We start from the raw sequence: 23,931 nt of genomic DNA on the forward strand, positions 1-23,931 counted from the left end.
GGGGTGGGCCGGAGCAGCCGTCGCCGGCCGGGGTCGAGCACGTCGGCGAGCGGGACCCGGCGGTCGCGCAGCGCGTCGGCCGGGACGCCCAGCAGGGCCGGGAGGGCGCCGGGGCGGAAGCGCAGGCCGGTGGTCACGCCGCCCGCGGGCGAGCCGGCGAGGTGCGCCGCGGTGTCGGGACCCGCGACGACCGCCCGGCCGCCGGACAGGAGCAGGTCCATGCAGCCGTCGGGGAGGACCCGCTGGGTGTGCGGCGCGGTACCGGTGTGCGCCCGCCAGGCCACCTCGACGACCGCGCGCAGCGGCCCGGTGGGAGGCGTCTCGGCGTAGCTGCGCACACGGTCAGGCTACGGACGCGCCGCGACCCCGGGCCGCGGGTGCGGTCCGGGGTCGCGCAGGCGTGCGAGGGTGCGGTCAGGCGGTCTTCAGGACGGCCTCGATCTCGAGCAGGACGCTGATCTTGTCGCCGACGACGACGCCGCCACCGTCCATCGGCAGCTCGATGTCGACCCCGAACTCGGAGCGCTTGACGGTGGTCGTGGCGGTGAAGCCGGCGCGGGTGCCGCCGTAGGCGTCCGGGCCGAAGCCGCCCAGCTCGAGGTCGAACTCGACGGGACGGGTGACGCCCTTGATCGTGAGGTCGCCGGCCAGGACGAAGTCCTCACCCTTGGCGGTGAGGCCGGTGGAGCGGAAGGCCCACTCCGGGTACTTCTCGACGTCGAAGAAGTCGGCGGAGCGGATGTGGCCGTCGCGCTGCTCCTGGCCGGTGGTCAGCGAGGTGGCGTCGACGGTCGCGGTGACGCTGGAGTCCTCGAACTTCTCCGCGGTGACGAGCTCGCCCGAGACGCCGGTGAAGCGCCCGCGGACCTTGCTGACCATCATGTGACGGACGGAGAACGAGACGTCGGAGTGCGCCGCGTCGATGTCCCAGGTGCCGACGACGTAGCCGGGGATCGTGGTGGCCGTGGTCATGATGTCTCCTCGCGAGATGGTTGAACTTTCACTTGTTGAGAGCGATACTAGGGACAACAAGAGAAACGCTCAAATGTTTCGGAGGGTGCTGTGGGTCACACACGCTGGCTCGACGACGAGGAGCAGCGGACGTGGCGGGCGTTCCTCGCCGCGCAGCGGCTGGTGTCGGACAAGGTCGAGCGACGGCTGCAGTCCGGGGCGGGGATGCCCCAGGCGTACTACGAGATCCTGGTCCGCCTGTCCGAGGCGCCGGACCGCACTCTGCGCATGAGCGTCCTCGCGGACTCCGCGCTGTCCTCGCGCAGCCGGGTGTCGCACGCGGTGGCCCGGATGGAGGAGGCGGGCTGGATCGAGCGGCGGTCCTGTCCCACCGACCGCCGCGGCCAGCTGGCCCGGCTGACCGACCGCGGCTTCGAGGTGCTGGCCGGTGCGGCCCCGGACCACGTCGAGAGCGTCCGCGAGGCGGTGTTCGACGGGCTGACCCCTGCCCAGCAGGCCGGGCTGCGCGAGGCGTGCGAGGCGGTCGTCGCGCACCTGTCCGGTGGCGGGGAGTGGCCCGTGACCCGGGACTCGGGACCGGACGGCCCGGACCCGGCCCAGGCGTCCTAGGCTGGGCACATGCCTCATTTCGACGTCGTCGTACTCGGAGCCGGACCCGGTGGATACGTGGCGGCCATCCGTGCTGCCCAGCTCGGCCGCAGTGTGGCGGTGATCGAGGAGAAGTACTGGGGCGGTGTCTGTCTCAACGTGGGCTGCATCCCCTCCAAGGCGCTGCTGCGCAACGCCGAGATCGCGCACATCGTCACCAAGGAGCAGAAGACCTTCGGTCTGTCCGGTGAGGTGTCGCTCGACTTCGGCGCCGCCTTCGACCGCAGCCGTTCGGTCGCGGACGGGCGCGTCAAGGGCGTGCACTTCCTGATGAAGAAGAACAAGATCACCGAGCTCGACGGGTTCGGCCGGTTCACCAAGCCGGGCGAGATCGAGGTCGAGCTGTCGAAGGGCGGCAACGAGACCGTCACCTACGACGACGTGATCATCGCTGCGGGCTCCACCGTCAAGCTGCTGCCGGGCACCGAGCTGTCCGACCGCGTCGTGACCTACGAGGAGCAGATCCTCACCCGCGAGCTGCCGGAGAGCGTGATCATCGCCGGTGCCGGTGCGATCGGCGTCGAGTTCGCGTTCGTGCTGGCCAACTACGGCGTCGACGTCACCATCGTCGAGTACCTGGACCGGCTGCTCCCGCTCGAGGACGCGGACGTGTCCAAGGAGCTGCTCAAGGCCTACAAGAAGCTCGGCGTGACGGTGCGGACCTCCACGAAGGTCGAGTCCATCACCGACGACGGCAAGGGCGTCACCGTCTCGGTCTCCTCGTCCAAGGGCAGCGAGGAGCTGCGCGCGGACAAGGTCGTGCAGGCGATCGGCTTCGCCCCGCGGGTCGACGGCTACGGCCTCGACAAGCTCGGCGTGAACCTCACCGAGCGCGGCGCCATCGAGATCGACGACTACATGCGCACCAGCGTGGAGCACGTCTACGCGATCGGTGACGTCACCGCGAAGCTCATGCTCGCCCACGTCGCCGAGGCGCAGGGCATCGTCGCCGCCGAGACCCTGGCGGGCGCCGAGACCCAGGAGCTGAACTACAAGATGATGCCGCGCGCGACCTTCTGCAACCCGCAGGTGGCGTCGTTCGGCTACACCGAGGCCGAGGCCCGCGAGCTGGCCGACGAGAAGGGCTGGAAGGTCAACACCGCGACCTTCCCGTTCACCGCGAACGGCAAGGCGCACGGCATGGCCGAGCCCGCCGGCTTCGTCAAGCTGATCGCCGACGACACCTACGGCGAGCTGCTGGGCGGGCACATCATCGGCGCCGAGGCGACCGAGCTGCTGCCCGAGCTGACCCTGGCCCAGAAGTGGGATCTGACCGTCCACGAGATGGCGCGCAACGTGCACGCGCACCCGACCCTGTCGGAGTGCCTGCAGGAGGCGATCCACGGCCTGGCCGGCCACATGATCAACTTCTGATCACGGCCGCGACGGGCCCGCGTCCCACCCGGGAAGCGGGCCCGTCGCGCTGTCCGGCCCCGCCTCCGGGTGCACGGGGACCCGCCGGCGGGGCGGGGAGGGTCAGGACCGGCGGGAGTCCGGCTCGCGGCGGGCGGTGTGCTCGCGACGCGTGGTGGAGCCCGCGGCGGCGCGCTGCTCGTGGCGCTCGGCGGCCAGTGCCGCCTCCACCGCGGCCTGCACGGCGGCGGTGTTGACGTCGGGATCGATCAGCCTGGCGGCGGCGAGGGAACGGGCCGAGACCGAGATGCTGACCATGGGTGACTCCTGGAACTGTCGCGTGGTGGGCGTGGTGGGCGTCGGGGGAGGCTCCACGCTGGGCCCTTCCCGGGGTGGCGTCGCGCGACCCGCCCGGTGTCGACCGATTCAGGTACCGATGTGGGTGACGTATGTTACCCACTGGTAAACGCGCTGGCCCGAGGACCTTAACGGACGAGGTCGGCCAGCAGCAGGCGGGTGACGTACAGGCCGTCGGGGACCCAGGCCCGGTCCGGCGCGCCGATCCGGGCCGCCAGCTCGTCGAGGGTCCACCAGCTGCCCTCGGCCACCTCCGAGGGCTGGTGGGTCACCGGGCCGTCGGAGAAGGCGCGGTAGACGTGCACGTGGGCCCGCAGACCGTCCGGGCCGGTGCCGGGCCCGGTGTCGACACCCAGCGCGTCGGCGTCGAAGGCGACCACGGCCAGCTTCTCCAGCGGCACGCCGGTGACGCCGAGCTCCTCGCCCAGCTCGCGGGCGGCGCACGCGTCGGGGGTCTCGCCTTCGTCGAGGACCCCGCCGGCGAGGCAGTCCCACATCCCGGCCATGACCAGCTTGGTGTCGGTGCGACGGTGCACGTAGACCCGCGTGCCGTCGGCGGAGCGGAGCAGGACCGCCGTCGTGGCGTGCCACAGCGAGCGCGCGTAGACCTCGCCGCGCTCGGCGACGCCGGTGGGCGTGCCACCGGCGTCGAAGACGGTCAGGCGCTCACGTGCGGGATCGGTCACGCCACGATGATCCCGCCGGGCCGCGGTGCACCCCGGGTGGGGGCGCGGACGGTTAGTCTCGTGCAATGCACTCTCGCGCAGGGGGCCGGTCGTGACGGCCCGCCGGATCATGGGCACCGAGGTGGAGTACGGCATCGCCGTGCCCGGTGACCCCACCGCGAACCCCGTCGTCACCTCGACGCAGGTGGTGCTGGCCTACGCCGCCGCGGCGGACGTGCCCCGCAACCGCCGGGCGCGCTGGGACTACGAGGTGGAGTCGCCGCTGCGCGACGCCCGGGGGTTCGACCTGTCGGCGCCGTCGCTGGCGCCGCAGCTCGACACCGACCTCGACGACCTCGGCGCGGCGAACGTCATCCTCACCAACGGCGCCCGGTTCTACGTCGACCACGCCCACCCGGAGTACTCGACTCCCGAGGTCCTGTCCCCGCGCGACATCGTGACCTGGGACAAGGCCGGCGAGCGCATCATGCTGGAGGCGGCGAACCGCGCGGCCACCGTGCCGGGCGCGCCGCGGATGCAGCTCTACAAGAACAACGTCGACGGCAAGGGCGCCAGCTACGGCTCCCACGAGAACTACCTGATGGCCCGGACGACGACGTTCCCGTCGATCGTCACCGGCCTCACCCCGTTCTTCGTGACCCGCCAGGTCGTCTGCGGCGCCGGCCGGGTCGGCCTCGGTCAGCAGGGTGACGAGGCCGGCTACCAGATCGCCCAGCGCTCGGACTACGTCGAGGTCGAGGTCGGACTGGAGACCACGCTCAAGCGCGGCATCATCAACACCCGCGACGAGCCGCACGCCGACGCCGACAAGTACCGCCGCCTCCACGTCATCATCGGCGACGCGAACCTGTCCGAGATCTCGACGCTGCTCAAGGTCGGCACCACCGCCCTGGTCCTCGACATGATCGAGAAGGGGCGCTCGTTCGAGGACCTGCGCCTGGCCGAGCCGGTGAAGTCGGTCTCGCGGATCAGCCACGACCCGACGCTGCAGCGGACCGTCCCGCTGGCCGACGGCCGTCACCTCACCGCGGTGCAGATCCAGCAGGAGTACCTGGCCCGCGCGGTCGAGCACATGGAACAGACCGTCTCCCCGCGCCGCGAGGAGTGGGACCCCGACACCCGCGAGGTCGTCGAGGAGTGGGAGTCGGTGCTGGTCGACCTGGAGCGCGACCCGATGCTGACCGCCGACCGGCTCGACTGGACGGCCAAGCTCAAGCTGCTCGAGGCCTACCGCGAGCGCGACGGCCTGACCTGGGCGTCGGGCCGGCTCGGGATGGTCGACCTGCAGTACTCCGACGTGCGGCTGGCCAAGGGTCTCTACAACCGGCTCGTCACCCGCGGGTCGATGCGCCGGCTGGTCACCGAGGAGCAGGTCGCCGCGGCGATGACCGAGCCGCCCGAGGACACCCGCGCCTACTTCCGCGGCACCTGCATGGGCCGGTTCCCGGTCGAGGTCGCCGCCGCGTCCTGGGACTCGGTGATCTTCGACCTGGGCCGCGAGTCCCTGGTGCGCATTCCGACACTCGAGCCGCTGCGCGGGACCCGCAAGCACGTGGGGGAGCTGTTCGAGGCGGTGTCGACGGCCGAGGAGCTGGTCGACAAGCTCACCGCCTCCTGAGCCCGCCCGCCGGGGGGAGCGGATCACACGCCGCTGCGCAACAGGCGATTTTGTCGCCCCCGGTGGGTAGGGTGAACCTGCAGGCAACTCTGCGAGGAGGAGGCGTCATGTCCCAGGAGCAGACCAAGCGCCAGGGTGGCGGCGACGGAGACGACGAGTCCGGGGAGAACGCGTCCGGATCCGGTCAGGAGCGCCGCGAGAAGCTCGGTGAGGACGTCGACACCATCCTCGACGAGATCGACGACGTGCTGGAGGAGAACGCGGAGGACTTCGTGCGGTCCTACGTGCAGAAGGGCGGTGAGTGAGCCCCACGAGGCCACTCACCCTGCCGCACCCCGGCACCAGCAGTACCGTCCCGGCCGGGTCCGCACCTGCGGGCCCGGCCGTGCCGGAAGGGCCGCGGACCCCGCCGACGTGGGGGAGCGGGACCACCGGCGCACGCAGTTCGAACGAAAGGCACGTCCGAGAGATGGAGTTCCGGCCGTCGGTCACCTCCGGGCTGGTGCCCGGGCACCACACGGGTCAGCTCGGCACCTTCCTGACCGGGTCGCAGTCGTTCTCCGACTTCGTCGGCGGCGCGGCCCCGCACCTGCTCCCCGGCGCGGGCCTGGACCGGACAGCCGGTCCCGGCACCTCCGCCGACGCCCTGGGCGTCCCGCACGGCACCACGATCGTCGCGCTGCTGTTCGCCGGCGGCGTCGTGATCGCCGGTGACCGGCGCGCGACCGCGGGCAACGTGATCGCCCAGCGCGACATCGAGAAGGTGTTCGTCACCGACACCCACTCCGCCGTCGGCATCGCCGGCTCCGCGGGGATCGCGCTGGAGATGGTCCGGCTGTTCTCGGTCGACCTCGAGCACTACGAGAAGCTCGAGGGCGTCCCGCTCTCGCTCGACGGCAAGGCCAACAAGCTCGCCGGCATGGTCCGCCAGAACCTGGGCGCGGCGATGCAGGGCTTCGTCGTCGTCCCGCTGTTCGCGGGCTACGACACCGACGCCGCCGACCCGGCGCAGGCCGGCCGGATCGTCACCTTCGACCCGACCGGCGGCCGGTACGACGAGAACCTCGGCTTCCACGCGGTCGGTTCCGGCTCGGTGTTCGCGAAGTCGTCGCTGAAGAAGCTGCACGACCCGGCCGCGGACCTCGACGGCGCGGTGCGCACCGCGGTCGAGGCGCTCTACGACGCCGCGGACGACGACACCGCCACCGGTGGGCCGGACACGGTGCGGCGCATCTACCCGGTGGTCGTCGGCATCACCGCGGAGGGCGCCGTGCGCCGCGACGACGCCGAGATCGCCGCCGTCGTCGACCAGGTGATCGCCGGGCGCCGGGAGCGCCCTGGCGGTCCGTCCCGCTGACACCCTCCCCGCACGAAGCACGAGCCTGGAGCGCCTCCCCATGACGATGCCGTTCTACTCCTCCGTCGACCAGCTGCTGCGCGACCGTTCCGAGCTGGCCCGCAAGGGCATCTCGCGCGGCCGCAGCGTGGTCGTGCTGACCTACGCCGGTGGCGTGCTGTTCGTCGCGGAGAACCGGTCGACGGCGCTGCACAAGGTCTCCGAGATCTACGACAAGATCGGCTTCGCCGCGGTCGGCCGGTACAACGAGTTCGAGAACCTGCGTACCGGCGGGATCCGGATGGCCGACTTCCGCGGGTTCACCTACGACCGGCGCGACGTGACCGGCCGGATGCTGGCCAACGCCTACGCCCAGGCGCTGGGCACCGCGTTCGTGGAGCAGCAGAAGCCCTTCGAGGTGGAGCTCTGCGTCGCCGAGGTGGGCGTCGAGGCGGCCGGGGACCAGCTGTACCGGATCACCTACGACGGGTCGATCACCGACGAGCCGCGCTTCGTCGTCATGGGCGGTCAGACCGAGCCGATCTCGCAGAAGCTGTCCGAGACCTACGAGTACGGCCTGGAGCTGGGCGCGGCGATCGAGGTGGCGCTGGGCGGGCTGCAGGTGCCGGGCGCGGACCCGGCGTCGCCCGGCAACGGCGCGAACGCGCAGCCGCGGGTCCTGGGCGCCGAGGCGCTCGAGGTCGCGGTGCTCGACCGGACCCGGCCACGGCGGACCTTCCGCCGTCTCGAGGGTGCGGCGCTGGCCGACCTGCTCCCGGCCGCGAACCGCGGCACCGAGGAGCCCGAGCCCGACGTGGCGGGCGGGGACGACACCCCGGCCGCCGGTGGGGCACTGGGCGGGGACGGGGCGTCCTGACCCGCTTCTCCGCGACCACCGCGTCCGAGGCCGTCGTGACGGCCTCGCGAGACGACGTCTGGCGCGTCCTGACCGATCCCGATGTGCTGCCGACGCTGACGCCGCTGCTCAACCGGATCGACGCCGACTCCGCGCGGGACGCGGCCGTCGACGGCTACGAGCTGTGGCGCTGGCACATGGTGCGGATCGCGGTGCTCGGGGTGGGCATCAAACCGGTGTTCACCGAGCGGATGACCTTCGTCGAGGGCAAGCGGATCGAGTTCACCCATGCGCCGCCCACCGGAGTCAGCGAGTGGGCGGGCGCGGAGGGCTACTACGCGCTGAGCGACGCCGACCCGGAGCCGGACGGCTCGCCGGCGACGCATCTGGAGATCTCGCTGACCGTCGACGTCGACATGCCGCTGTCGCGGCTCGCGGCGCCGGTGGTGACCCGGACGATGAAGGCGACGATGGACGCGACCGGGGACCGGTTCGCGGCCAACCTGCTGCGTCGCCTCGGGGCGCGCGAGCGCTGAGCGGGTTCAGCCGCGGTCCGGGTTGTCGACCGGGAGCTCCAGGGTGATCGACCCGGCGCGCTCGAAGGTGAGGGTGACCGGGTAGGTCGGGCCGACCGACAGTGCCTGGCGCAGGTCGTCGAGGGTCACCGTGGCCCGGGTGACCGACGCCGCGCCGGCGGGGACGGTGGACCCGGTGTCCCCCACCAGCAGCGTCGCGCCGCCGAGCAGGGCCTGCTCGCCGCCGACGGCGACGTCCTCGGCCAGCGGGGAGCTCGCCGAGACCAGCCGGTCGGCGGTGTCGCCGCTGTTGACCGCGACGAGGCGCAGCCCGACGTCGGAGCCGGCGGGGTGGGCGATCCCGCCCTCGGCGTCGTCGGCGGGTGCGATGGCCGCGTCGCGGATCTCGATCGTGCCGATCGAGGCGACCGCGTCGCCCGCGGTGCCCATCGGGTCGTCCAGGTCGACGGTGGGTGCGGCGGTGCCGCACCCCGCGAGCAGGAACAGGGCCAGCAGTGCGGGCGCGGTACGTCGCATGTGCCCGGGTTCCCCGTTCCGGGCCCGTCCACGCACGGTCCGTCTCCGTGGCATGCTGGTTGAAGAATCAACCATATTGGGGGAGCGGATGAGCGACATCGTCTTCGGCATGGACACCTTCGGCGACGTGCCGGTGGGCGACGACGGCACGCCGCTGTCGCACCCGCAGGCCATCCGCCAGGTCGTCGACGAGGTGGTGCTGGCCGACGGGGCCGGCGTCGACGTCGTCGCGCTGGGGGAGCACCACCGCCCCGAGTACGCCATCACCACCCCGGAGACGGTGCTCGCCGGGATCGCGACCCGTACCTCCCGGATCCGGCTGTCCTCCGGCGTCACCGTGCTCAGCTCGGACGACCCGGTGCGGGTGTACCAGCGCTTCGCCACCCTCGACGCGCTGTCCGACGGCCGTGCCGAGGTCATCGTGGGCCGCGGCTCGTTCACCGAGTCCTTCCCGCTGTTCGGCTACTCCATGAACGACTACGAGCAGCTGTTCGAGGAGAAGCTGGAGCTGTTCGTGCAGCTCCTCGACGAGAAGCCGGTGACCTGGCGGGGCGCCACCCGCGCCGCGCTCGACGGCGTCGAGGTCTTCCCGACGACCGGCCGCCGGCTGCCCGTGTGGGTCGGGGTCGGCGGCTCGCCGGAGTCGGTGGTCCGCACCGCCCGCCACGACCTGGGCCTGATGCTCGCCATCATCGGCGGCCCGGCCGGACGGTTCGCGCCCTACGTCGACCTCTACCACCGCGCCGTCGAGCAGTTCGGGCACGCGGCGAAGCCGGTCGGCATGCACTCGCCGGGCTTCGTCGCCGACACCGACGAGGAGGCGAAGGAGATCTTCTTCGCCCCGTACAAGGCGCAGATGGACCGGATCGGCGCCCAGCGCGGCTGGCCGCCGCTGGACCGCGCCCGGTTCGAGGCCGAGGTCTCCGGCGGTGCGCTGCACGTCGGGTCCCCCGAGACGGTGGCCCGCCGCATCGCCGACTCGATCCGCTCGCTGGGCGCCCAGCGCTTCGACCTGATCTACACCGTCGGGCCGCAGCCGGTGTCCGCCCGGCTGCGCGCGGTCGAGCTGTACGGCACCCGGGTCATCCCGATGGTGCGCGACATGCTCGCCTGAGCGGACCCACACTCCCCCCGGCGGCCGGAGGGAGTGGCTGCGGCCCCGGGACTCAGGCGGGGATGATGCGGGCCGCCGCGGCGCGCAGGCCGTCGACCAGGGCGCGCAGGGCGGGGAGGTCGGCGTCGGACCCGCGGGTGGCCAGGACCAGTGAGCGGCCCGCCGCGGGCCGGCAGGGCAGCAGGCGCACGCCGTCGTCGGCGGTGACCGGGACCGGGCCGGTGCCGCCGGGGACCGCGGACCCCGCCACCGCCATGCCCGGGACCAGCGCGATCGCGAGCCGCGCACGGACCAGCGCCAGCTGCGTGGCGAAGTCGCCGACCCGGTAGCGGATGTCCGGTTCGGTCCCGACGCCGCGCAGCAGCTGCAGCAGCGCCTCGTAGGGCTCGGTGCCGACCGGGCCGGAGGTCCACACCCGCCCGGCCAGGGTGCGCAGCGGCACCGGGTCGGGCCCGGTGAGCGGGTCGTCGGCGGGGACGGCGAGCATCGCGGGCTCGGTGGCCAGCGCGGTCACCCGGATCCCCGCGGGCAGCCGGGCCGGACGCTGGGTCCAGCTCTCCATGAGCACCGCGTCCAGGTCGCGCGACTGCAGCGCGGGCAGCAGGTCGACGACCTCGCCGTCGTCGACGGTGGGGACCAGCCGGGGGTGCGCGGCGGCCAGTCCGTCGATGACCTCGGGCAGCAGGGTCCGCAGGGCGCTCGCGACCGAGCCGATCCGCAGGGGTCCGGCGGCGTCGTCGTGCAGGGCGGCGAGGTCGCGCTCGGCGCCCGCGACGGTCGCCGCCGCGGTGGCCGCGTGCCCGGCCAGCACGTGCCCGGCCGCGGTGAGCCGGATCCCCCGCCCGTCCGGTTCGACGAGCCGGGCGCCGGTCTCACGTTCGAGCTTGCGCAGCTGCTGGGTCACCGCGGGCCCGGTGATGTGCAGCGCGGCCGCGGCGGCGCCGACCGAACCGTGCTCGGCGACGGCGTCGAACACCCGCAGCCGGTCCCAGGAGATCACACAGCACAGCTTATCGGTACCGGGTAGGAACAATCATTGGAGCTTCGCGGTGCCGGCGGGGATCGTGGAGCACGTGAACGCACGCACCACCCCCGATCCGCACTCCGCCCTCCTTCTCGTCGCCGGCGCCTCGGTCCTGGCCTGGACCGGCATCCTCGTCGCGCTCGCGGGCGCCGACCCGGCGACGGCGTCGGTCTGGCGGTGCGTGCTCGCCCTGGTCGTGCTGGGGCCGTGGGCACTGGCCGAGTACCGCCGCGCCGGTGGCCTCCCACCGGCGACGGTCGGCTGGTCCCTGCTGTCCGGGGTGTTCCTGGGTGCGGACTTCCTGCTGTGGACCCGCGCGGTGCTCGACGCGGGCGCCGGGATCGCGAACGTGGTGCTCAACATCCAGGTGCTGGCGCTGCCGCTGATCGCCTGGGCCGTCGCGGGGGAGCGGGTCCCGCGCCGGCTGGTGTACGCGGCGCCGCTGCTGCTGGGCGGCATCGCGCTGGCCGGCGGGGTGCTCGGCGCCGGGGTCGGCGGACCGGAGCCGGTGCGCGGCGCGGTGCTCGGCACCCTCGCCGGGATCGCCTACGCCGGGTTCCTGCACCTGAACCGCTCGGTGTCGCGGGGGCGTCCGCGTCACCTGGTGACCCCGGTCGCGCTGGCGACCGTCGGGGCCGGGGTGACCTGCGGGATCGTCGGCGTCGCCGGGGGCGGGATCGCGGTCGCCCTGCCCGCGACGACCTGGGCCTGGCTGATCGTGCTGGCGCTGGCCGGGCAGGTGGTGTCCTGGGTGCTGATCGGGCGCGGCTCGGCCGGGCTGGCGCCGGGCACCGCGGGGGCGCTGCTGCTGGTGCACCCGGTGCTGTCGGTGGTGCTCGGCATGCTGGTGCTCGGGGAGACCCTGACCGCGTGGCAGGTCGCGGGCTGCGCGCTGGTCGTCGCCACCGTCGCCGCGCTGGTCGGTCCGGCCGGGACCACCGGGCGGCTGCGCCGGGTGGTGGACCGCCACGAACGGGCCTGGGCCACGCTCACCCCGCGGGCCTGACCCGCCTGGTCACAGCTCGATGCGCTCGGCCCCCGTGTAGACGTTGCCGGTCCGCCCGCGCAGGAACCCGACCAGGGTCATCCCGGACTCCTCGGCCAGCTCGACGGCCAGCGACGACGGCGCCGACACCGCCGCGAGCATCGGCACCCCGGCCATCACGGCCTTCTGCACCAGCTCGAACGACGCCCGCCCCGACACCATCAGCACGGTGCCGGTGGCGGGCACCCGGCCGTCCATCACCATCCGGCCCAGCACCTTGTCCACCGCGTTGTGCCGGCCCACGTCCTCGCGGGCGGCGAGCAGGCCGCCGTCGGCGTCGAACAGGGCGGCGGCGTGCAGCCCGCCGGTGGAGCCGAACACCTTCTGGTGCTCGCGCAGCCGGTCGGGCAGCTCCAGCAGCAGCTCCCGGCCGATCCGCAGCGGGTCCGCCGCCGGGGAGTGGCGGGTCTTGAGCTTCACCGCGTCCAGCGAGGCCTTCCCGCACACCCCGCACGACGAGGTGGTGTAGAAGTTCCGCTCCACCGACGCGTCCGGCGGGGCGACGCCCTCGGCCAGGTCCACGTCGAGCACGTTGTAGGTGTTGCGGCCCTGCTCGTCGACGGAGTTGCAGTACCGGGCCCCGGCCAGGTCCAGCCCGGAGCCGATCACACCCTCGGTCAGCAGGAACCCGTGCGCGAGCTCCACGTCGTGGCCGGGGGTGCGCATCGTCACCGACAGCGCCTTCCCCCCGACGCGCAGCTCCAGCGGCTCCTCGGCCACGAGGGTGTCCGGCCGCGAGCGAGTGCTGCCGTCCGCGTTCAGGTGCAGCACCGGTCGCCGCACGGTGAGCCGTCCCATTCCGATCCCCTCCCGCTGTCGACCCCCCAGGGTAGGAGGAGGATCAGCCGCGTGCGCGGGTACGGGGGGCGGCGGCCGGGGGCGGGGATCGTGCCGGCGGGCGGTGCGTCCTCGCGGATGGGGTCGGCGAAGGCGTCGCTGGACTGGCACGGGGCGGCGCTGCTGACCCGCACCGTCGCCGTACTGGGCCGGGCGGTGGACGGGCCGCTGGTCGTGGTGCGTGCCGCCGGGCAGGAGCTGCCGGAGCTGCCGCCGGGCACCGAGGTCGTCGACGACCCGGTCCCCGGGCTCGGCCCGCTGCCCGCGATCGGCGCCGGGCTGGCCGCCGTCGCGGGCCGGGCGCAGGCGGCGTTCGTCGCGTCGGTCGACCTGCCGCTGCTGCACCCCGCCTTCGCCGCCCGCGTGCTGGACCTGCGCGGGGAGCACGACGTCGCGCTGCCCGAGGCGTTCGGGCACCACCAGCCGCTCGCCGCCGCCTACGCCACCGCACTCGCCCCCGTGATCGACGGGCTGACCGCGGCCGGGCAGGGCCGCCCGCCGTCGCTGTTCGACCGGGTCGCGGTGCGCCGGCTCGGCGAGCAGACCCTGCGCAGCGACCCGGTACTGGCCCGCCTCGACCCGGACCTGGCGTCGCTGACCAACGTCAACACCCCCGCCGAGCTGGCCGCGGCCCGGGCCCGCCCGCTGCCCGCGGTGCGGCTGGTCGAGGGGGCGTGATCCGCACCGTCCGCGCCCGCACGGCGGGGGAGCTGGGGCGCCCGGTGGCCGTCGCGGGCGGGACGGGGCCGCTGCCGCCGTGGTTCCCGCTGGTGACCGGTGACGAGCTCGAAGGGGTGTGACGGGGGTCTCGACCTTGCTACGGTGCGGAGGCCGAAGGTCACCACCACCACCCCGGAGGTCGACGATGACCGCCACCCGCCCGCAGGGATCGCGCCGGGGCTTCCGCCCCCGCCACGTCCGCCTCACCGAGCCGCTGGTCCGCGAGAACGGGGTGCTGCGCCCGGCGTCCTGGGACGAGGCCCTCGACCGTGCCGCGGCCGGGTTCGCCGGTGTCCCGGGCGACCGCTTCGGCATGTTCAGCTGCTCCAAGGCGACCAACGAGATGAACTACGTCGCCCAGAAGTTCGCCCGGGCGGTGATGGGCAGCAACAACGTCGACAGCTGCAACCGCACTTGACACGCTCCCAGCGTCGTCGGTCTGACGGCAGTGTTCGGTGCCGGCGGCGGCACCTCCGCCTACGTCGAGGCGGAGAACGCCGACCTCCTCGTCCTGTGGGGTAGTAACGCCCGCGAGACGCACCCGATCTTCTTCCACCACGTGCTGCAGGGGATCCGCAAGGGCGCCCGGATGTTCTCGGTCGACCCGCGCCACACCTCCACCGCGCACTGGGCGGACTCCTGGCTCGGGCTCGACGTGGGCACCGACATCGCGCTGGCCAACGCGGTCGGCCGCGAGATCATCCACGCCGGGCTGGTGAACCACGCGTTCGTCGAGCGCTCCACCACCGGCTTCGAGGACTACCGGGCCGCGGTGGAGCCGTACACGCTGGAGCGCGCCGAGGAGATCACCGGGGTACCGGCGTCGTCGATCCGGGAGCTGGCGCACGCCTACGGCCGCGCCGACCGCGCCCAGATCTGCTGGACCCTGGGCATCACCGAGCACCACAACGCCGCCGACTACGTCTTCGCCCTGATCAACCTCGCGCTGCTGACCGGGCACGTCGGCCGCTACGGCTCCGGCCTGGTGCCGCTGCGCGGGCAGAACAACGTGCAGGGCGGCGGCGACATGGGTGCCATCCCGGCCAAGCTGCCCGGCGGCTACGACGTCGGCGACGCCGAGGCCCACGCCCGTTTCCACGCCGTCTACGGCGGCGTCGAGTTCCCCGACCGTCCCGGCCGGCACCTGTCGCAGATGTTCGAGGCGATGGAGGCCGGACAGATGAGCGCGCTGTACTGCATCGGGGAGAACCCGGCCGAGTCCGAGGCCGACGCCACCCACGCCCGGCACCTGTTGTCCTCCCTCGACCACCTCGTCGTCCAGGACATCTTCCGCACCGCGACGGCCGAGCTCGCCGACGTCGTGCTGCCCGCGGCCGCGGACTGGTGCGAGTACGAGGGCACCGTCACCAACTCCGAGCGCCGCGTCCAGCGGGTCCGCAAGGCCCTCGACCCGCCGGGCCTGGCCCGCCCCGACACCCACATCATCTGCGGCGTCGCGCAGCGGCTCGGGCACGACTGGGGCGAGCCGACGGCCGAGCAGGTGTGGGACGAGCTGCGCTCGGTGTCGCTGAACTGGCACCACGGCATGAGCTACGACCGCCTCGACGCGCTCGGCGGCATCCAGTGGCCCTGCCCCGCCGAGGATCACCCGGGCACCCCGCTGATGCACACCCGGCTGTGGGCCGACGACCCGGACGAGCGCGGCGCGCCGGCGCCGTTCACCCCGGTCGAGCACGTCCCGCCGGCCGACGAGCTCACCGAGGAGTACCCGATCCGGCTCACCACGGTGCGGCTGCTCGACGCCTACAACTCCGGGGTGCAGACCGGCGGCTACGCCTCGCCGCTGCGCCGCCGCGAGTCGCTGCGCATCGACGCGGCCGACGCCGCCGCGCTCGGCGTCACCGACGGCGACCGGGTGCGGGTCACCAGCCGTCGCGGCAGTGTCGAGGCGCCGGTGTGGGTCGACCGGTCGCTGCGGCCGGGGCTGGCGTCGTTCACCCCGCACTTCACCGAGCAGGTCGACGTCAACGCGCTCACCAACGACGCCTGGGACCCCAAGTCGGGCACCTCGGAGTTCAAGGCGACCGCCGTGCGGATCGAGAGGCTGTGAATGGATCTCCACATCTCCACCGCCGCACCGACCGCGGCCGAACGGGACACGATCGACGCCGCGTTCGCGCTGCTCGCCCCCACCGCCGCGGACGCCACCGCCGGGGACCGGCCGACCCGGTCGGCGCACGCCGGGCACGCCGCCCGCTCGCGGCGCCACCTGCTGCTGCCGCTGCTGCACGCGGTGCACGACGCGGCGGGCTGGCTGTCGGAGGGGTCGCTGAACCACGTCGCGCGGACGCTGCAGGTCCCGCCGGCCGAGGTGTACGGCGTCGCCACCTTCTACGCGATGTTCTCGGTGGAGCCGCGCGCGCCGCGGGTGGTGCACGTCTGCGACGACGTGGCGTGCGGCCCGTCCGGCGGCGAGGAGATCGTCGCGGCGCTGGAGCGCGACCTCGACGGCGGGCGCGCCTGCGTGGTGCGCAGCCCCTGCCTGGGACTGTGCGAGCGGGCGCCCGCGGTGCTGCACCAGCGCGCGGGCGAGCCCGACCTGTCACAGGCCCCCGCGACCCCGCAGGCCGTCCTCACCGCGGCGCACGCGCCCGCCGACCCGGCCGGGGAGCAGGCGGCCGAGGCCGACCGGGCCTTCGCCGACACCACCGTCTCGGCCCCGCAGACCCGGACCGGGGAGCACCTGCGGCTGCTGCGCCGGGTCGGCGTCGTCGACCCCACCTCGCTCGACGACTACCGCGCCCGCGGCGGCTACGCGGCCCTGCGCCGCGCGGTCCGCCTCGGCGCCTCCCGGGTGATCGCCGAGCTCAAGGACGCCTCGCTCACCGGGCGCGGCGGCGCCGCGTTCCCCACCGGCGTCAAGTGGGAGGGTGTGGCGCAGTCCCCGGAGCGCCCGCACCACCTCGTCTGCAACGCCGACGAGTCCGAGCCGGGCACCTTCAAGGACCGGGTGCTCATGGAGGGCGACCCGTTCGGCCTGGTCGAGGCCATGACGATCGCCGGCTACGTCACCGGCGCCACCGTCGGGCACCTCTACGTCCGCGGTGAGTACCCGCTGGCCACCCGCCGGCTGCAGGACGCGATCGCCGCGGCCCGGGCGCGCGGCCACCTCGGCGACGACGTGATGGGGGAGGGCTTCGCCTTCGACATCGACCTGCGCCGCGGGGCGGGCGCCTACATCTGCGGTGAGGAGACCGCGCTGCTGGAGTCGATCGAGGGCTACCGGGGCGAGCCGCGGAACAAGCCGCCGTTCCCGGCGACCTCCGGGCTGTTCGGGAAGCCGACCGCGATCAACAACGTCGAGACCCTCTACAACGTGCTGGAGGTGCTGAACATCGGCGGCGGGGCGTTCGCCGCGGTCGGCGGGGGCCGGTCCACCGGGTCCAAGCTGTTCTGCGTCTCCGGTGCCGTCGGCGCCCCCGGGGTGTACGAGGTCGACTTCGGCACCACCCTGCGCGAGCTGCTCGACCTCGCCGGGGGCACCCGCGGCACGCTGCGCACCGTGCTGCTGGGCGGCGCCGCGGGCGGGTTCGTCCTCCCGCAGGACCTCGACGTGCCCCTCACCCTGGAGGGGGCCCGCGACATCGGCGCCACCCTCGGGTCCGGTGTCGTGCTCGTGTTCGACGACCGCGCCGACCTCACCGCCACCCTCCGCCGGATCGCGGCCTTCTTCCGCGACGAGTCCTGCGGGCAGTGCGTGCCGTGCCGGGTCGGGACGGTCCGCCAGGAGGAGGCACTGGCCCGGCTGGAACGCGGTGCCCCGCTCGGGTCGCGGGAGACCGAGCTGGGCCTGCTCGACGACCTCGCGCGGGTCATGCGCGACGCGTCGATCTGCGGGCTCGGGCAGACCGCGCCGTCGGCCGTCGCCTCGGCACTCGACCTGGGGCTGATCGCGGCGCCGTCGCACTCGTCGAACGGACACGGAGGGCGTCGATGACCACGACCAGCGGGAAGGGCCCGATGGGGCCGGGCGGCGGCTCGCGGGCACCCCGGGCCGGGGAGGTCGACGGTGCGCCCGAGGCCGACGCGTCGTCCGGCGACGGCACCCCCGGCGACGGCCCCGGCGCGGGCGAGGGCGTCGCCGCCCTGCACCGCACGAACGGGGCCGGCGCGGTCGGCGTGACCGTCGCCGACCCGGCGGGCTCCGGTCCCGGACCGGCCGAACGGCTCGCCGGCGGCCCGGTGATGCTCGGCGCGATCCGGCGCACCGTCACCGTCTCCCTGGACGGCACCGAGGTCCGGGTCCCGGAGGACGCGACGATCCTCGACGCCCTGCACCGCGAGGGCTCGCCCGCCCAGGCCGACACCCCCACCCTGTGCTGGGCGCCGAACATGGACCCGGTGAACGCCTGCCGGGTCTGCGTGGTCGAGGTCGAGGGCTCCCGCGCGCTGGTGCCCTCCTGCGCGCGGCGCTGCGAGGACGGCATGGAGGTGCGGACCGACACCGACACGGTCCGGCACAGCCGCCGGATGGTCCTCGAACTGCTGGCGTCCTCGGTGGACATGACCCAGGCGAGCGCCGACGTGGCGCGCTGGATGACCGACTACGGTGTCGACCCCGACCGCTACGGCCCACCCGCCCCGCCGGCCGCGGCGGGGGAGCGCGACCGCCGCCACGCCGGTCACCACCCGGCCCCCGACGGCGCGACCCGGGCCACCGTCGCCCAGCCCGTGAAGATCGACAACGAGCTCTACGTGCGGGACTACTCGCGGTGCATCATGTGCTACAAGTGCGTCAACGCCTGCGGGACCGACGCCCAGTTCACGTTCGCGATCGCCGCCGCGGGCCGCGGGTTCGACGCCCGCATCGCCACCGAGCACGACGTCGAGCTGCCCGGGTCGGCCTGTGTCTACTGCGGCAACTGCATCGGGGTCTGCCCGACCGGGGCGCTGAAGTCCGTCGCCGAGCACGACCGCCGCGAGGCAGGCGACTGGCACCCCGACGAGGAGACCGTCACGACGACGATCTGCTCGTTCTGCGGGGTCGGCTGCAACCTGGAGCTGCACGTGCAGCGGGGCGAGATCGTCAACGTCACCAGCCCGGCGGACCACTCGGTCACCCACGGGCACCTGTGCATCAAGGGCCGGTTCGGGTTCCGGCACGTGCAGAACCTGCCGGAGGCGTGAGCACCGCGGCCACGAACCGGGTCAGCTCCCGCTCCACGTGCTCGGCCACCGGCAGCCGGGGGTCGAAGCTCCACCACAGCAGGGTGCCCTGCCAGTGGGTCGCCAGGAGCGCGCCGGCGCCGTCCGGGGCGCCCGGGGTGCCGGCCAGGCACGCGTCGAGGACGTCGGTGAGCGCCTGCCGCCAGGCGGCGCCCCGCCGTCGGACGTCGGGGTCGAGGAGGTCCTCGCGCAGGACCAGCAGTGCGTCGGCGTAGCTGTCGATCCCGCCGTACTGCCCCGACAACCCGACCAGGAACGCGACGGCGCCCTCCGGCGTGCGCTCCGCCTCGGCGCCGCTCCCGGCGGTCTCGCGGTCGAGCCGGTCCCACGCGTGCAGCAGGGTCCGGCGCAGCAGGTCGGACTTGCCGCCGAAGCGCTGCACGAGCGTGGCCGGGGCCAGACCGCTCGCCCCGGCCAGCGCGGCGAAGGTGAGCGCCTGCGGCCCGCGGGCGTGCAGCACGTCGAGGGCGGCGTCGAGGACGTCCGCGTCGGGGACCTGCTTGCGACGGGGCACGGCTCACCCTCTCAGGCGGGCGGCGCCGTCGACGCCGCGGACCCGGCGAGGCCGGCCGGGTCGGGGCTGTAGGCGACCATCCAGGTCGGCTCGATCCGGTAGAAGACGACCTCGTCCCAGACGAACCCCTCCGGTCCGTAGCAGCGCTGCAGGTGGTCGAGGGTCGCGGGCCACCGGGGGTGCGCGGGCGCGCCGGCCGGGTTGAGCGGGTGCGCGGTCCCGTGCGTGAAGATCCCGAGGTCGTCGCCGCGCAGGTGGGCGGCGCTCACCGCGGGGCGGTCCGCGAGGTGACGTGCCTTCACGGCGCCGGGGTCGGTGCCGACGACCCACGCGCCGTGCAGGAAGTGTCCGTCCACACCACTGACCCGGGGCTCGCCGCGCCGCGTGGTGGTGGCCAGCGCCAGGGTGCAGATCCCGGTGGCGACCCGGACGAGCTGCGCGGCGGTCAGCGTCCGTTCCCCCGGGGTGACGATGCTGCGCAGGTGGTTCCCGGCTCCGGAGACGGAGGCGTCCAGCAGTCGCTGGAGGTCGGTGAGCTCGGTGGTCGTCTCGAACATGCCGGTGGTCGGTCCCCTCGTCGGCTCGGGTGGGCTCCGACGAATATAACCGAATGCTCGTTTACAAACAACTCGGTCCCCGGCAGGCTGCCCGGTGTGACGGACCTGAGGGACAGGGTGGCGCTGGTGGCGGGCGCGACGCGCGGCGCCGGGCGGGGGATCGCGGTCGAGCTGGGCGCCGGCTCAACGTCTTCTACGACCTGGCCAAGATCGCGCCCATCCGGCTGGCCCGGTCCTGGGCGCACGAGCTGCGCGGGCACGGCGGGACCGCGGTCGCGGTCACCCCGGGCTGGCTGCGCTCGGAGATCATGCTGGAGCAGTTCGGGGTCACCGCCGACACCTGGCGCGACGCGTGCGTGACCGAGCCGCACTTCGCGATCTCGGAGAGCCCGCGGTTCGTCGGCCGCGGGATCGCCGCGCTGGCCGCCGACCCCGACCGGCACCGCTGGAACGGCCGCTCCACCTCCTCGGGCGAGCTCGGGCGGGTCTACGGGGTCGACGACGTCGACGGGTCCCGGCCCGACGCCTGGCGCTACGTCACCGAGGTCCAGGACGCGGGACTGCCCGCCGACACGACCGGCTACCGGTGAGGCTCACACGGACGCGCGCGCGTCGCGCCGCCGGATGACCAGCAGCGCCAGCAGCGCGAGCACCGCGGCCGCGACGCAGAACGCGATCCCTGCGGTCCGCAGCCCCCACGCCTGGCTCGACGCCCCCAGCCCGACGACCGGCAGCGAGATCGCCACGTAGACCACCACGAAGTACGACGACGTCGTCCCCGCCCGCTGGTGGGCCTCCACCCGCGCGTTCACCGCGGCCAGGCCCTTGGAGAACGTCATGCCCTGACCGGCCCCGGCGACCACCGCGCCGGCCACCAGCTCGGCCATCGATCCCTGCGCCACCGACAGTGCGACGAGCGCGAGACCGGCCGCCAGCAGCACACAGCCCAGGGCGAGGATCCGCTCGGTGGGCGCGGTGCGGACCGCGAGCTGTGCGAGCACCGAGGCGCCCAGCAGCAGCAGCGACATCGCCCCGGCGACGGCATGGTTCGGGATCCCGATCAGGTCCGACACGATGCGCGGGGACAGCGCGGTGAACAGGCCCAGCACCGCGAACCCGGCGAACCCGGCCGTCGCCGCCGGCACGAACACGGCGCGCACCGCGGGCGGCACCTCGGGGACCTGCGGCCGCAGGGCCGGGTGCGCGGGCCGGTCGGTCACCGTCTCCGGGGCGCCCAGCACGAGGAGCCCGCACAGCGCGACGGCGACCGCGTGCACCGCGAAGGACAGGTGCAGCGGCGCGGGCAGGTACTCCACGGCCACCCCGGCGAGCGCCGCGCCCAGCCCGAGCCCGCCGATGTTCGCGACGGTCGCGACCGCGGCCCCGCGTTCGCGCCACGACTCCGGTGCGGCCTCGATGACCGCGGCGGTCGCCGCCCCCGCGAAGATCCCGGCGGAGAACCCGGACAGCAGCCGCCCCACCAGCAGCACCCACACCGGACCCGCGACCAGGAACACCAGGCTCGACGCCAGCGACAGCGCCACACCGGCCAGCAGCACCGGTCGCCGCCCCAGCTGGTCCGACCACCGGCCGGTGACCAGCAGCGCGGCGAGCACACCGACCGCGTAGAGCGCGAAGACCACGGTCTGGACGGTGGGCGAGAACCCGAGCTCGCGCTGGTAGAGCGCGTACATCGGGGTCGGCATCGTCGCCCCGAGCATGACCACGGCGAACGTCACGGCCAGGCCGGGGAAGGCGGCGGCCCGAGGCAGGCGGAGGATGGCGGAACCCCTTCCGGTGGACGTTGCGCGGTGCACCGCCATGATCGCAGCCGGTCGGTGCGACGGCATCCGCACCTGCGCCGCCCCCGGCCGGACGGTCAGGGGCGGCGCAGGACGTGCAGGTCCACCCCGCCCGGCAGCCTGCGGGATGTGACCGTCCAGGTCTCCCGGGCCGCGTCGAGCCAGCGGGGCGCCTCGGGCCGCCCCGGGTCGGCCAGCCACACCTGCCCGTCCGGGCCGGTCACCTGCGGCAGCAGCGCGGTGAGCGCGTCCGCGGCGGCCGCACCGTAGAGCACGTCGGCGGCCAGGACCAGGTCCCAGCCGCGGCCGGTCAGGGCGTCGCCGGAGCCGTCGAACGCGGCGACCGCCGTCGCGACCCGCAGCCCCGCGCGGCGCGCGGTCGCCGCCACCCAGCCCGGTGCGGCGGGCGAGCGGTCGGTCGCGAGCACCGGGTGCGCCCCGGCCCGGGCGGCCACCAGCGACGGCAGACCCAGCCCGCAGCCCAGCTCCAGCACCGAGCGTCCGGCCAGCAGGTCGGGACCGGCGTCGTCCAGCGCCGTCGCCAGCGCCCGCCCGGACGGCCACAGCCGCGCCCAGTGCGGCGGGTGCAGCTCCTCCACACCCTCGTCGACGGCGACCGGGTCGAACGCGACGGCGTCCGGGTCGGCGGGACGCAGCAGGTCCAGCGGCCCGCCCGGGAGCCGAACCCGCTCGTGCGCCCCCGGGTCAGACACCGGCGCGGTGGGTGAACCGGCCGCCGACGAGCGTCGCCGCGACCGGCATGGCCCGCAGCGTCGCCGGGTCGCAGGAGGTCGGGTCGGCGTCGGTCAGCACGAGGTCGGCGGGCGCGCCCACGGCGACCGCGGCGGCCGAGCCGTCGACCACCCCGAACGACGCACCGAGCGCGGTCGCGCGGTCGATCTCCTGCTCGGGGTGCCAGCGGTCCCGGTCGTCGGCGGTGCGGTGCACGGCCGCGGCGAGCGCGATCCACGGGTCCAGCGGCGCCACCGGGGCGTCGGAGCCGAGCGCGAGGCGGGCCCCGGCACGGTGCAGCGTCGCGAACGCGAACGCCCGGCCGGTGCGGCCCGCCCAGAGGCGGTCGGCGACGTCGCGGTCGTCGAGGGCGTGCTCGGGCTGCACGCTCGCGACCAGGCCGAGCCCGGCGAAGCGGGGCACGTCGTCGGCGGTGAGCAGCTGGGCGTGCTCGACCCGCCCACGGGCGCCGGTCTCGGCGAACGCGTCGAGGACCAGGGTGTTGGCGTGGTCGCCGATGGCGTGCAGGGCCGCGGTGAGGCCGGCCGCGTGCGCCCGGGCCAGGAGCGGCCGCAGCTGTGCCGGCGGGACCAGCAGCAGCCCGCACGGGTGCTCCAGGGGGTTCTCCGCCGGCGCGGGGTAGGGGTCGTAGCAGTAGGCGGTGCGGGTGTTGAGCGACCCGTCGGTGATCACCTTCAGCGGGCCCGCGGTCAGCAGGCCCCCGGTGCCCTCGACGACGTCGCCGCTGCGCAGCCCGGAGGCCAGGGCGTCGTCGAGGCGGTCGGGCCACACCGACGCCTCGACCCGCAGCCCGGTCGTGCCGCCGGCGATCCGGCGCCGCCAGTCCGGCAGCGACCACGGCGCCTCGAAGTCGACGACGCCGACCACCCCGCGCGCCGACGCCGCGGCGACGGCGTCGTCGACGAACCCGTCGAGGACCTCGGTCGGTGCGTCCTGGAGCGCGGGGGAGACGACGGCGAAGAACTCCGACTCCCGGATCCGGCCGGTCGGGTGCCCGCCGTGCCCGAAGCGGGCCAGCGCGGCGCCGTTGAGCCACCCCTGGTGCAGGTCCCCGGACACCAGCACGACCGGGGTGTCACCGGTGACCGGGTCGAGCAGCGAACGGTGCGCCTCGTCGGGCCACAGCGCGTCGCGGAACCCGAACCCGACCAGTACCTCACCGGCGGCGGGCGGTGCGGTCGCCATCCGGGCCGCGACGAGTGCCGCGGCGTCGGCGGCCGAGCGGGCGCCGGACACGTCGAGCCTGCGGCGGGCCAGCGCCCACTGCGCCATGTGCACGTGGTGGTCCCACAGCCCGGGGAGCAGCGCCCGCCCGTCGCACCCGACGACCTCGGCGCCGCCCGGGTCGAGCCCGGCGCCCACGGCGCGCACCCGGCCCCCGGCCAGGAGCACGTCGAGGGGGTCGCCCAGGCCGTCGCAGCCGGGCCGCAGCGGCCGCACCGACCGCAGCAGCACGGTGCCCGTCGCCACGGTGTCCGTCGCCACGGTGCCCGTCGGCAC

The 23,931-nt window shown here is 74.5% G+C and carries 25 protein-coding genes and 2 pseudogenes; 15 read left to right on the forward strand and 12 right to left on the reverse strand.

Features of this window, described 5'->3' with window-relative positions:
• Positions 1 to 110 precede the first annotated feature (110 nt).
• Positions 111 to 338, reverse strand: a pseudogene (locus AC0GKK_RS01435) (DUF6597 domain-containing transcriptional factor); the annotation flags it as partial.
• A gap of 76 nt (positions 339 to 414) precedes the next feature.
• Positions 415 to 972: a YceI family protein gene (locus AC0GKK_RS01440; protein ID WP_346107368.1), complete on the reverse strand. Its 558-nt coding sequence runs from the start codon at positions 970 to 972 to the stop codon at positions 415 to 417.
• A gap of 90 nt (positions 973 to 1,062) precedes the next feature.
• Between AC0GKK_RS01440 and AC0GKK_RS01445 the strand changes: the two genes are divergently transcribed.
• Positions 1,063 to 1,581: a MarR family winged helix-turn-helix transcriptional regulator gene (locus AC0GKK_RS01445; RefSeq protein ID WP_346107370.1), complete on the forward strand. Its 519-nt coding sequence runs from the start codon at positions 1,063 to 1,065 to the stop codon at positions 1,579 to 1,581.
• Positions 1,582 to 1,590: 9 nt separating this feature from the next.
• Positions 1,591 to 2,994: a dihydrolipoyl dehydrogenase gene (gene lpdA, locus AC0GKK_RS01450; protein WP_489882964.1), complete on the forward strand. Its 1,404-nt coding sequence runs from the start codon at positions 1,591 to 1,593 to the stop codon at positions 2,992 to 2,994.
• Positions 2,995 to 3,096: 102 nt separating this feature from the next.
• On the opposite strand, the gene AC0GKK_RS01455 is transcribed toward lpdA, so the two are convergent.
• The gene (locus AC0GKK_RS01455) at positions 3,097 to 3,291 is read right to left on the reverse strand and encodes a hypothetical protein (RefSeq protein ID WP_062395124.1); all 195 of its coding nucleotides are present in this window, start codon (positions 3,289 to 3,291) and stop codon (positions 3,097 to 3,099) included.
• A 167-nt stretch (positions 3,292 to 3,458) separates the two neighbouring features.
• On the reverse strand, positions 3,459 to 4,016 hold the full coding sequence (locus tag AC0GKK_RS01460) for an NUDIX hydrolase (RefSeq protein ID WP_489882965.1): 558 nt from the start codon (positions 4,014 to 4,016) through the stop codon (positions 3,459 to 3,461).
• 109 nt (positions 4,017 to 4,125) lie between these two features.
• Between AC0GKK_RS01460 and dop the strand changes: the two genes are divergently transcribed.
• From dop to AC0GKK_RS01485, 5 genes are all read left to right on the forward strand, one after another.
• Positions 4,126 to 5,634, forward strand: coding sequence for a depupylase/deamidase Dop (dop, locus tag AC0GKK_RS01465; RefSeq protein ID WP_178373948.1), 1,509 nt, complete (start codon positions 4,126 to 4,128; stop codon positions 5,632 to 5,634).
• A 107-nt stretch (positions 5,635 to 5,741) separates the two neighbouring features.
• Positions 5,742 to 5,939 (forward strand): ubiquitin-like protein Pup, encoded by a 198-nt coding sequence (locus tag AC0GKK_RS01470; protein WP_020626587.1) that lies wholly within the window; start codon positions 5,742 to 5,744, stop codon positions 5,937 to 5,939.
• 164 nt (positions 5,940 to 6,103) lie between these two features.
• Positions 6,104 to 6,991, forward strand: a complete 888-nt coding sequence (gene prcB / locus AC0GKK_RS01475) for a proteasome subunit beta (protein WP_083474099.1) — start codon at positions 6,104 to 6,106, stop codon at positions 6,989 to 6,991.
• Positions 6,992 to 7,031: 40 nt separating this feature from the next.
• Positions 7,032 to 7,847 carry a proteasome subunit alpha gene (gene prcA, locus AC0GKK_RS01480; RefSeq protein WP_208823746.1) on the forward strand — a complete coding sequence of 272 codons (816 nt, stop codon included), beginning with the start codon at positions 7,032 to 7,034 and terminating at the stop codon, positions 7,845 to 7,847.
• 35 nt (positions 7,848 to 7,882) lie between these two features.
• Positions 7,883 to 8,362, forward strand: a complete 480-nt coding sequence (locus AC0GKK_RS01485; RefSeq protein WP_062395116.1) for an SRPBCC family protein — start codon at positions 7,883 to 7,885, stop codon at positions 8,360 to 8,362.
• A 6-nt stretch (positions 8,363 to 8,368) separates the two neighbouring features.
• Here AC0GKK_RS01485 and AC0GKK_RS01490 read toward each other — a convergent pair whose 3' ends face one another.
• A complete protein-coding gene (locus AC0GKK_RS01490; RefSeq protein WP_208823744.1) occupies positions 8,369 to 8,878 on the reverse strand; it encodes a copper chaperone PCu(A)C domain-containing protein in 510 nt (169 codons plus the stop codon).
• A gap of 88 nt (positions 8,879 to 8,966) precedes the next feature.
• Between AC0GKK_RS01490 and AC0GKK_RS01495 the strand changes: the two genes are divergently transcribed.
• A complete protein-coding gene (locus tag AC0GKK_RS01495) occupies positions 8,967 to 9,992 on the forward strand; it encodes an LLM class flavin-dependent oxidoreductase (protein WP_073574829.1) in 1,026 nt (341 codons plus the stop codon).
• Positions 9,993 to 10,044: 52 nt separating this feature from the next.
• Here AC0GKK_RS01495 and AC0GKK_RS01500 read toward each other — a convergent pair whose 3' ends face one another.
• On the reverse strand, positions 10,045 to 10,992 hold the full coding sequence (locus AC0GKK_RS01500; protein ID WP_405417022.1) for a LysR family transcriptional regulator: 948 nt from the start codon (positions 10,990 to 10,992) through the stop codon (positions 10,045 to 10,047).
• Positions 10,993 to 11,065: 73 nt separating this feature from the next.
• Between AC0GKK_RS01500 and AC0GKK_RS01505 the strand changes: the two genes are divergently transcribed.
• Positions 11,066 to 12,022: a DMT family transporter gene (locus AC0GKK_RS01505; protein WP_405417024.1), complete on the forward strand. Its 957-nt coding sequence runs from the start codon at positions 11,066 to 11,068 to the stop codon at positions 12,020 to 12,022.
• Between the two features lie 9 nt (positions 12,023 to 12,031).
• On the opposite strand, the gene fdhD is transcribed toward AC0GKK_RS01505, so the two are convergent.
• Positions 12,032 to 12,859, reverse strand: coding sequence for a formate dehydrogenase accessory sulfurtransferase FdhD (fdhD, locus tag AC0GKK_RS01510; protein ID WP_062395101.1), 828 nt, complete (start codon positions 12,857 to 12,859; stop codon positions 12,032 to 12,034).
• 51 nt (positions 12,860 to 12,910) lie between these two features.
• On the opposite strand from fdhD, the gene AC0GKK_RS01515 reads away from it, so the two are divergent.
• The 5 genes from AC0GKK_RS01515 (at position 12,911) to AC0GKK_RS01535 (ending at position 18,766) form a co-directional block, all read left to right on the forward strand.
• On the forward strand, positions 12,911 to 13,576 hold the full coding sequence (locus AC0GKK_RS01515) for an NTP transferase domain-containing protein (RefSeq protein WP_489882966.1): 666 nt from the start codon (positions 12,911 to 12,913) through the stop codon (positions 13,574 to 13,576).
• The gene (locus AC0GKK_RS01520) at positions 13,573 to 13,698 is read left to right on the forward strand and encodes a hypothetical protein (protein WP_489882967.1); all 126 of its coding nucleotides are present in this window, start codon (positions 13,573 to 13,575) and stop codon (positions 13,696 to 13,698) included. The genes AC0GKK_RS01515 and AC0GKK_RS01520 overlap by 4 nt, the downstream gene beginning before the upstream one ends.
• A gap of 65 nt (positions 13,699 to 13,763) precedes the next feature.
• Positions 13,764 to 15,689, forward strand: a complete 1,926-nt coding sequence (locus AC0GKK_RS01525; RefSeq protein WP_405417028.1) for a molybdopterin oxidoreductase family protein — start codon at positions 13,764 to 13,766, stop codon at positions 15,687 to 15,689.
• Entirely contained in the window at positions 15,690 to 17,576 is a 1,887-nt protein-coding gene (locus tag AC0GKK_RS01530) for an NAD(P)H-dependent oxidoreductase subunit E (protein ID WP_489882968.1), read from the forward strand.
• Positions 17,573 to 18,766 (forward strand): 2Fe-2S iron-sulfur cluster-binding protein, encoded by a 1,194-nt coding sequence (locus AC0GKK_RS01535; RefSeq protein WP_489882969.1) that lies wholly within the window; start codon positions 17,573 to 17,575, stop codon positions 18,764 to 18,766. The genes AC0GKK_RS01530 and AC0GKK_RS01535 overlap by 4 nt, the downstream gene beginning before the upstream one ends.
• Here AC0GKK_RS01535 and AC0GKK_RS01540 read toward each other — a convergent pair.
• Together AC0GKK_RS01540 and AC0GKK_RS01545 are read right to left on the reverse strand one after the other, a co-directional pair.
• On the reverse strand, positions 18,717 to 19,319 hold the full coding sequence (locus tag AC0GKK_RS01540) for a TetR family transcriptional regulator (RefSeq protein WP_062395095.1): 603 nt from the start codon (positions 19,317 to 19,319) through the stop codon (positions 18,717 to 18,719). The two genes, AC0GKK_RS01535 and AC0GKK_RS01540, sit on opposite strands and share 50 nt — an antisense overlap.
• An 11-nt stretch (positions 19,320 to 19,330) precedes the next feature.
• Positions 19,331 to 19,876 (reverse strand): pyridoxamine 5'-phosphate oxidase family protein, encoded by a 546-nt coding sequence (locus AC0GKK_RS01545; protein WP_489882970.1) that lies wholly within the window; start codon positions 19,874 to 19,876, stop codon positions 19,331 to 19,333.
• 179 nt (positions 19,877 to 20,055) lie between these two features.
• On the opposite strand from AC0GKK_RS01545, the pseudogene AC0GKK_RS01550 reads away from it, so the two are divergent.
• Positions 20,056 to 20,466: pseudogene (locus tag AC0GKK_RS01550) on the forward strand (SDR family oxidoreductase); the annotation flags it as partial.
• Positions 20,467 to 20,469: 3 nt separating this feature from the next.
• Here AC0GKK_RS01550 and AC0GKK_RS01555 read toward each other — a convergent pair.
• The 3 genes from AC0GKK_RS01555 to AC0GKK_RS01565 form a co-directional block, all read right to left on the reverse strand.
• Entirely contained in the window at positions 20,470 to 21,615 is a 1,146-nt protein-coding gene (locus AC0GKK_RS01555) for an MFS transporter (protein ID WP_489882971.1), read from the reverse strand.
• A 140-nt stretch (positions 21,616 to 21,755) separates the two neighbouring features.
• Positions 21,756 to 22,391, reverse strand: coding sequence for a class I SAM-dependent methyltransferase (locus AC0GKK_RS01560; protein WP_208823731.1), 636 nt, complete (start codon positions 22,389 to 22,391; stop codon positions 21,756 to 21,758).
• Entirely contained in the window at positions 22,384 to 23,931 is a 1,548-nt protein-coding gene (locus AC0GKK_RS01565; RefSeq protein WP_489882972.1) for an amidohydrolase, read from the reverse strand. Before AC0GKK_RS01565 ends, AC0GKK_RS01560 begins: the two co-directional genes overlap by 8 nt.

Source organism: Pseudonocardia sp. P-1, from assembly GCF_058111925.1.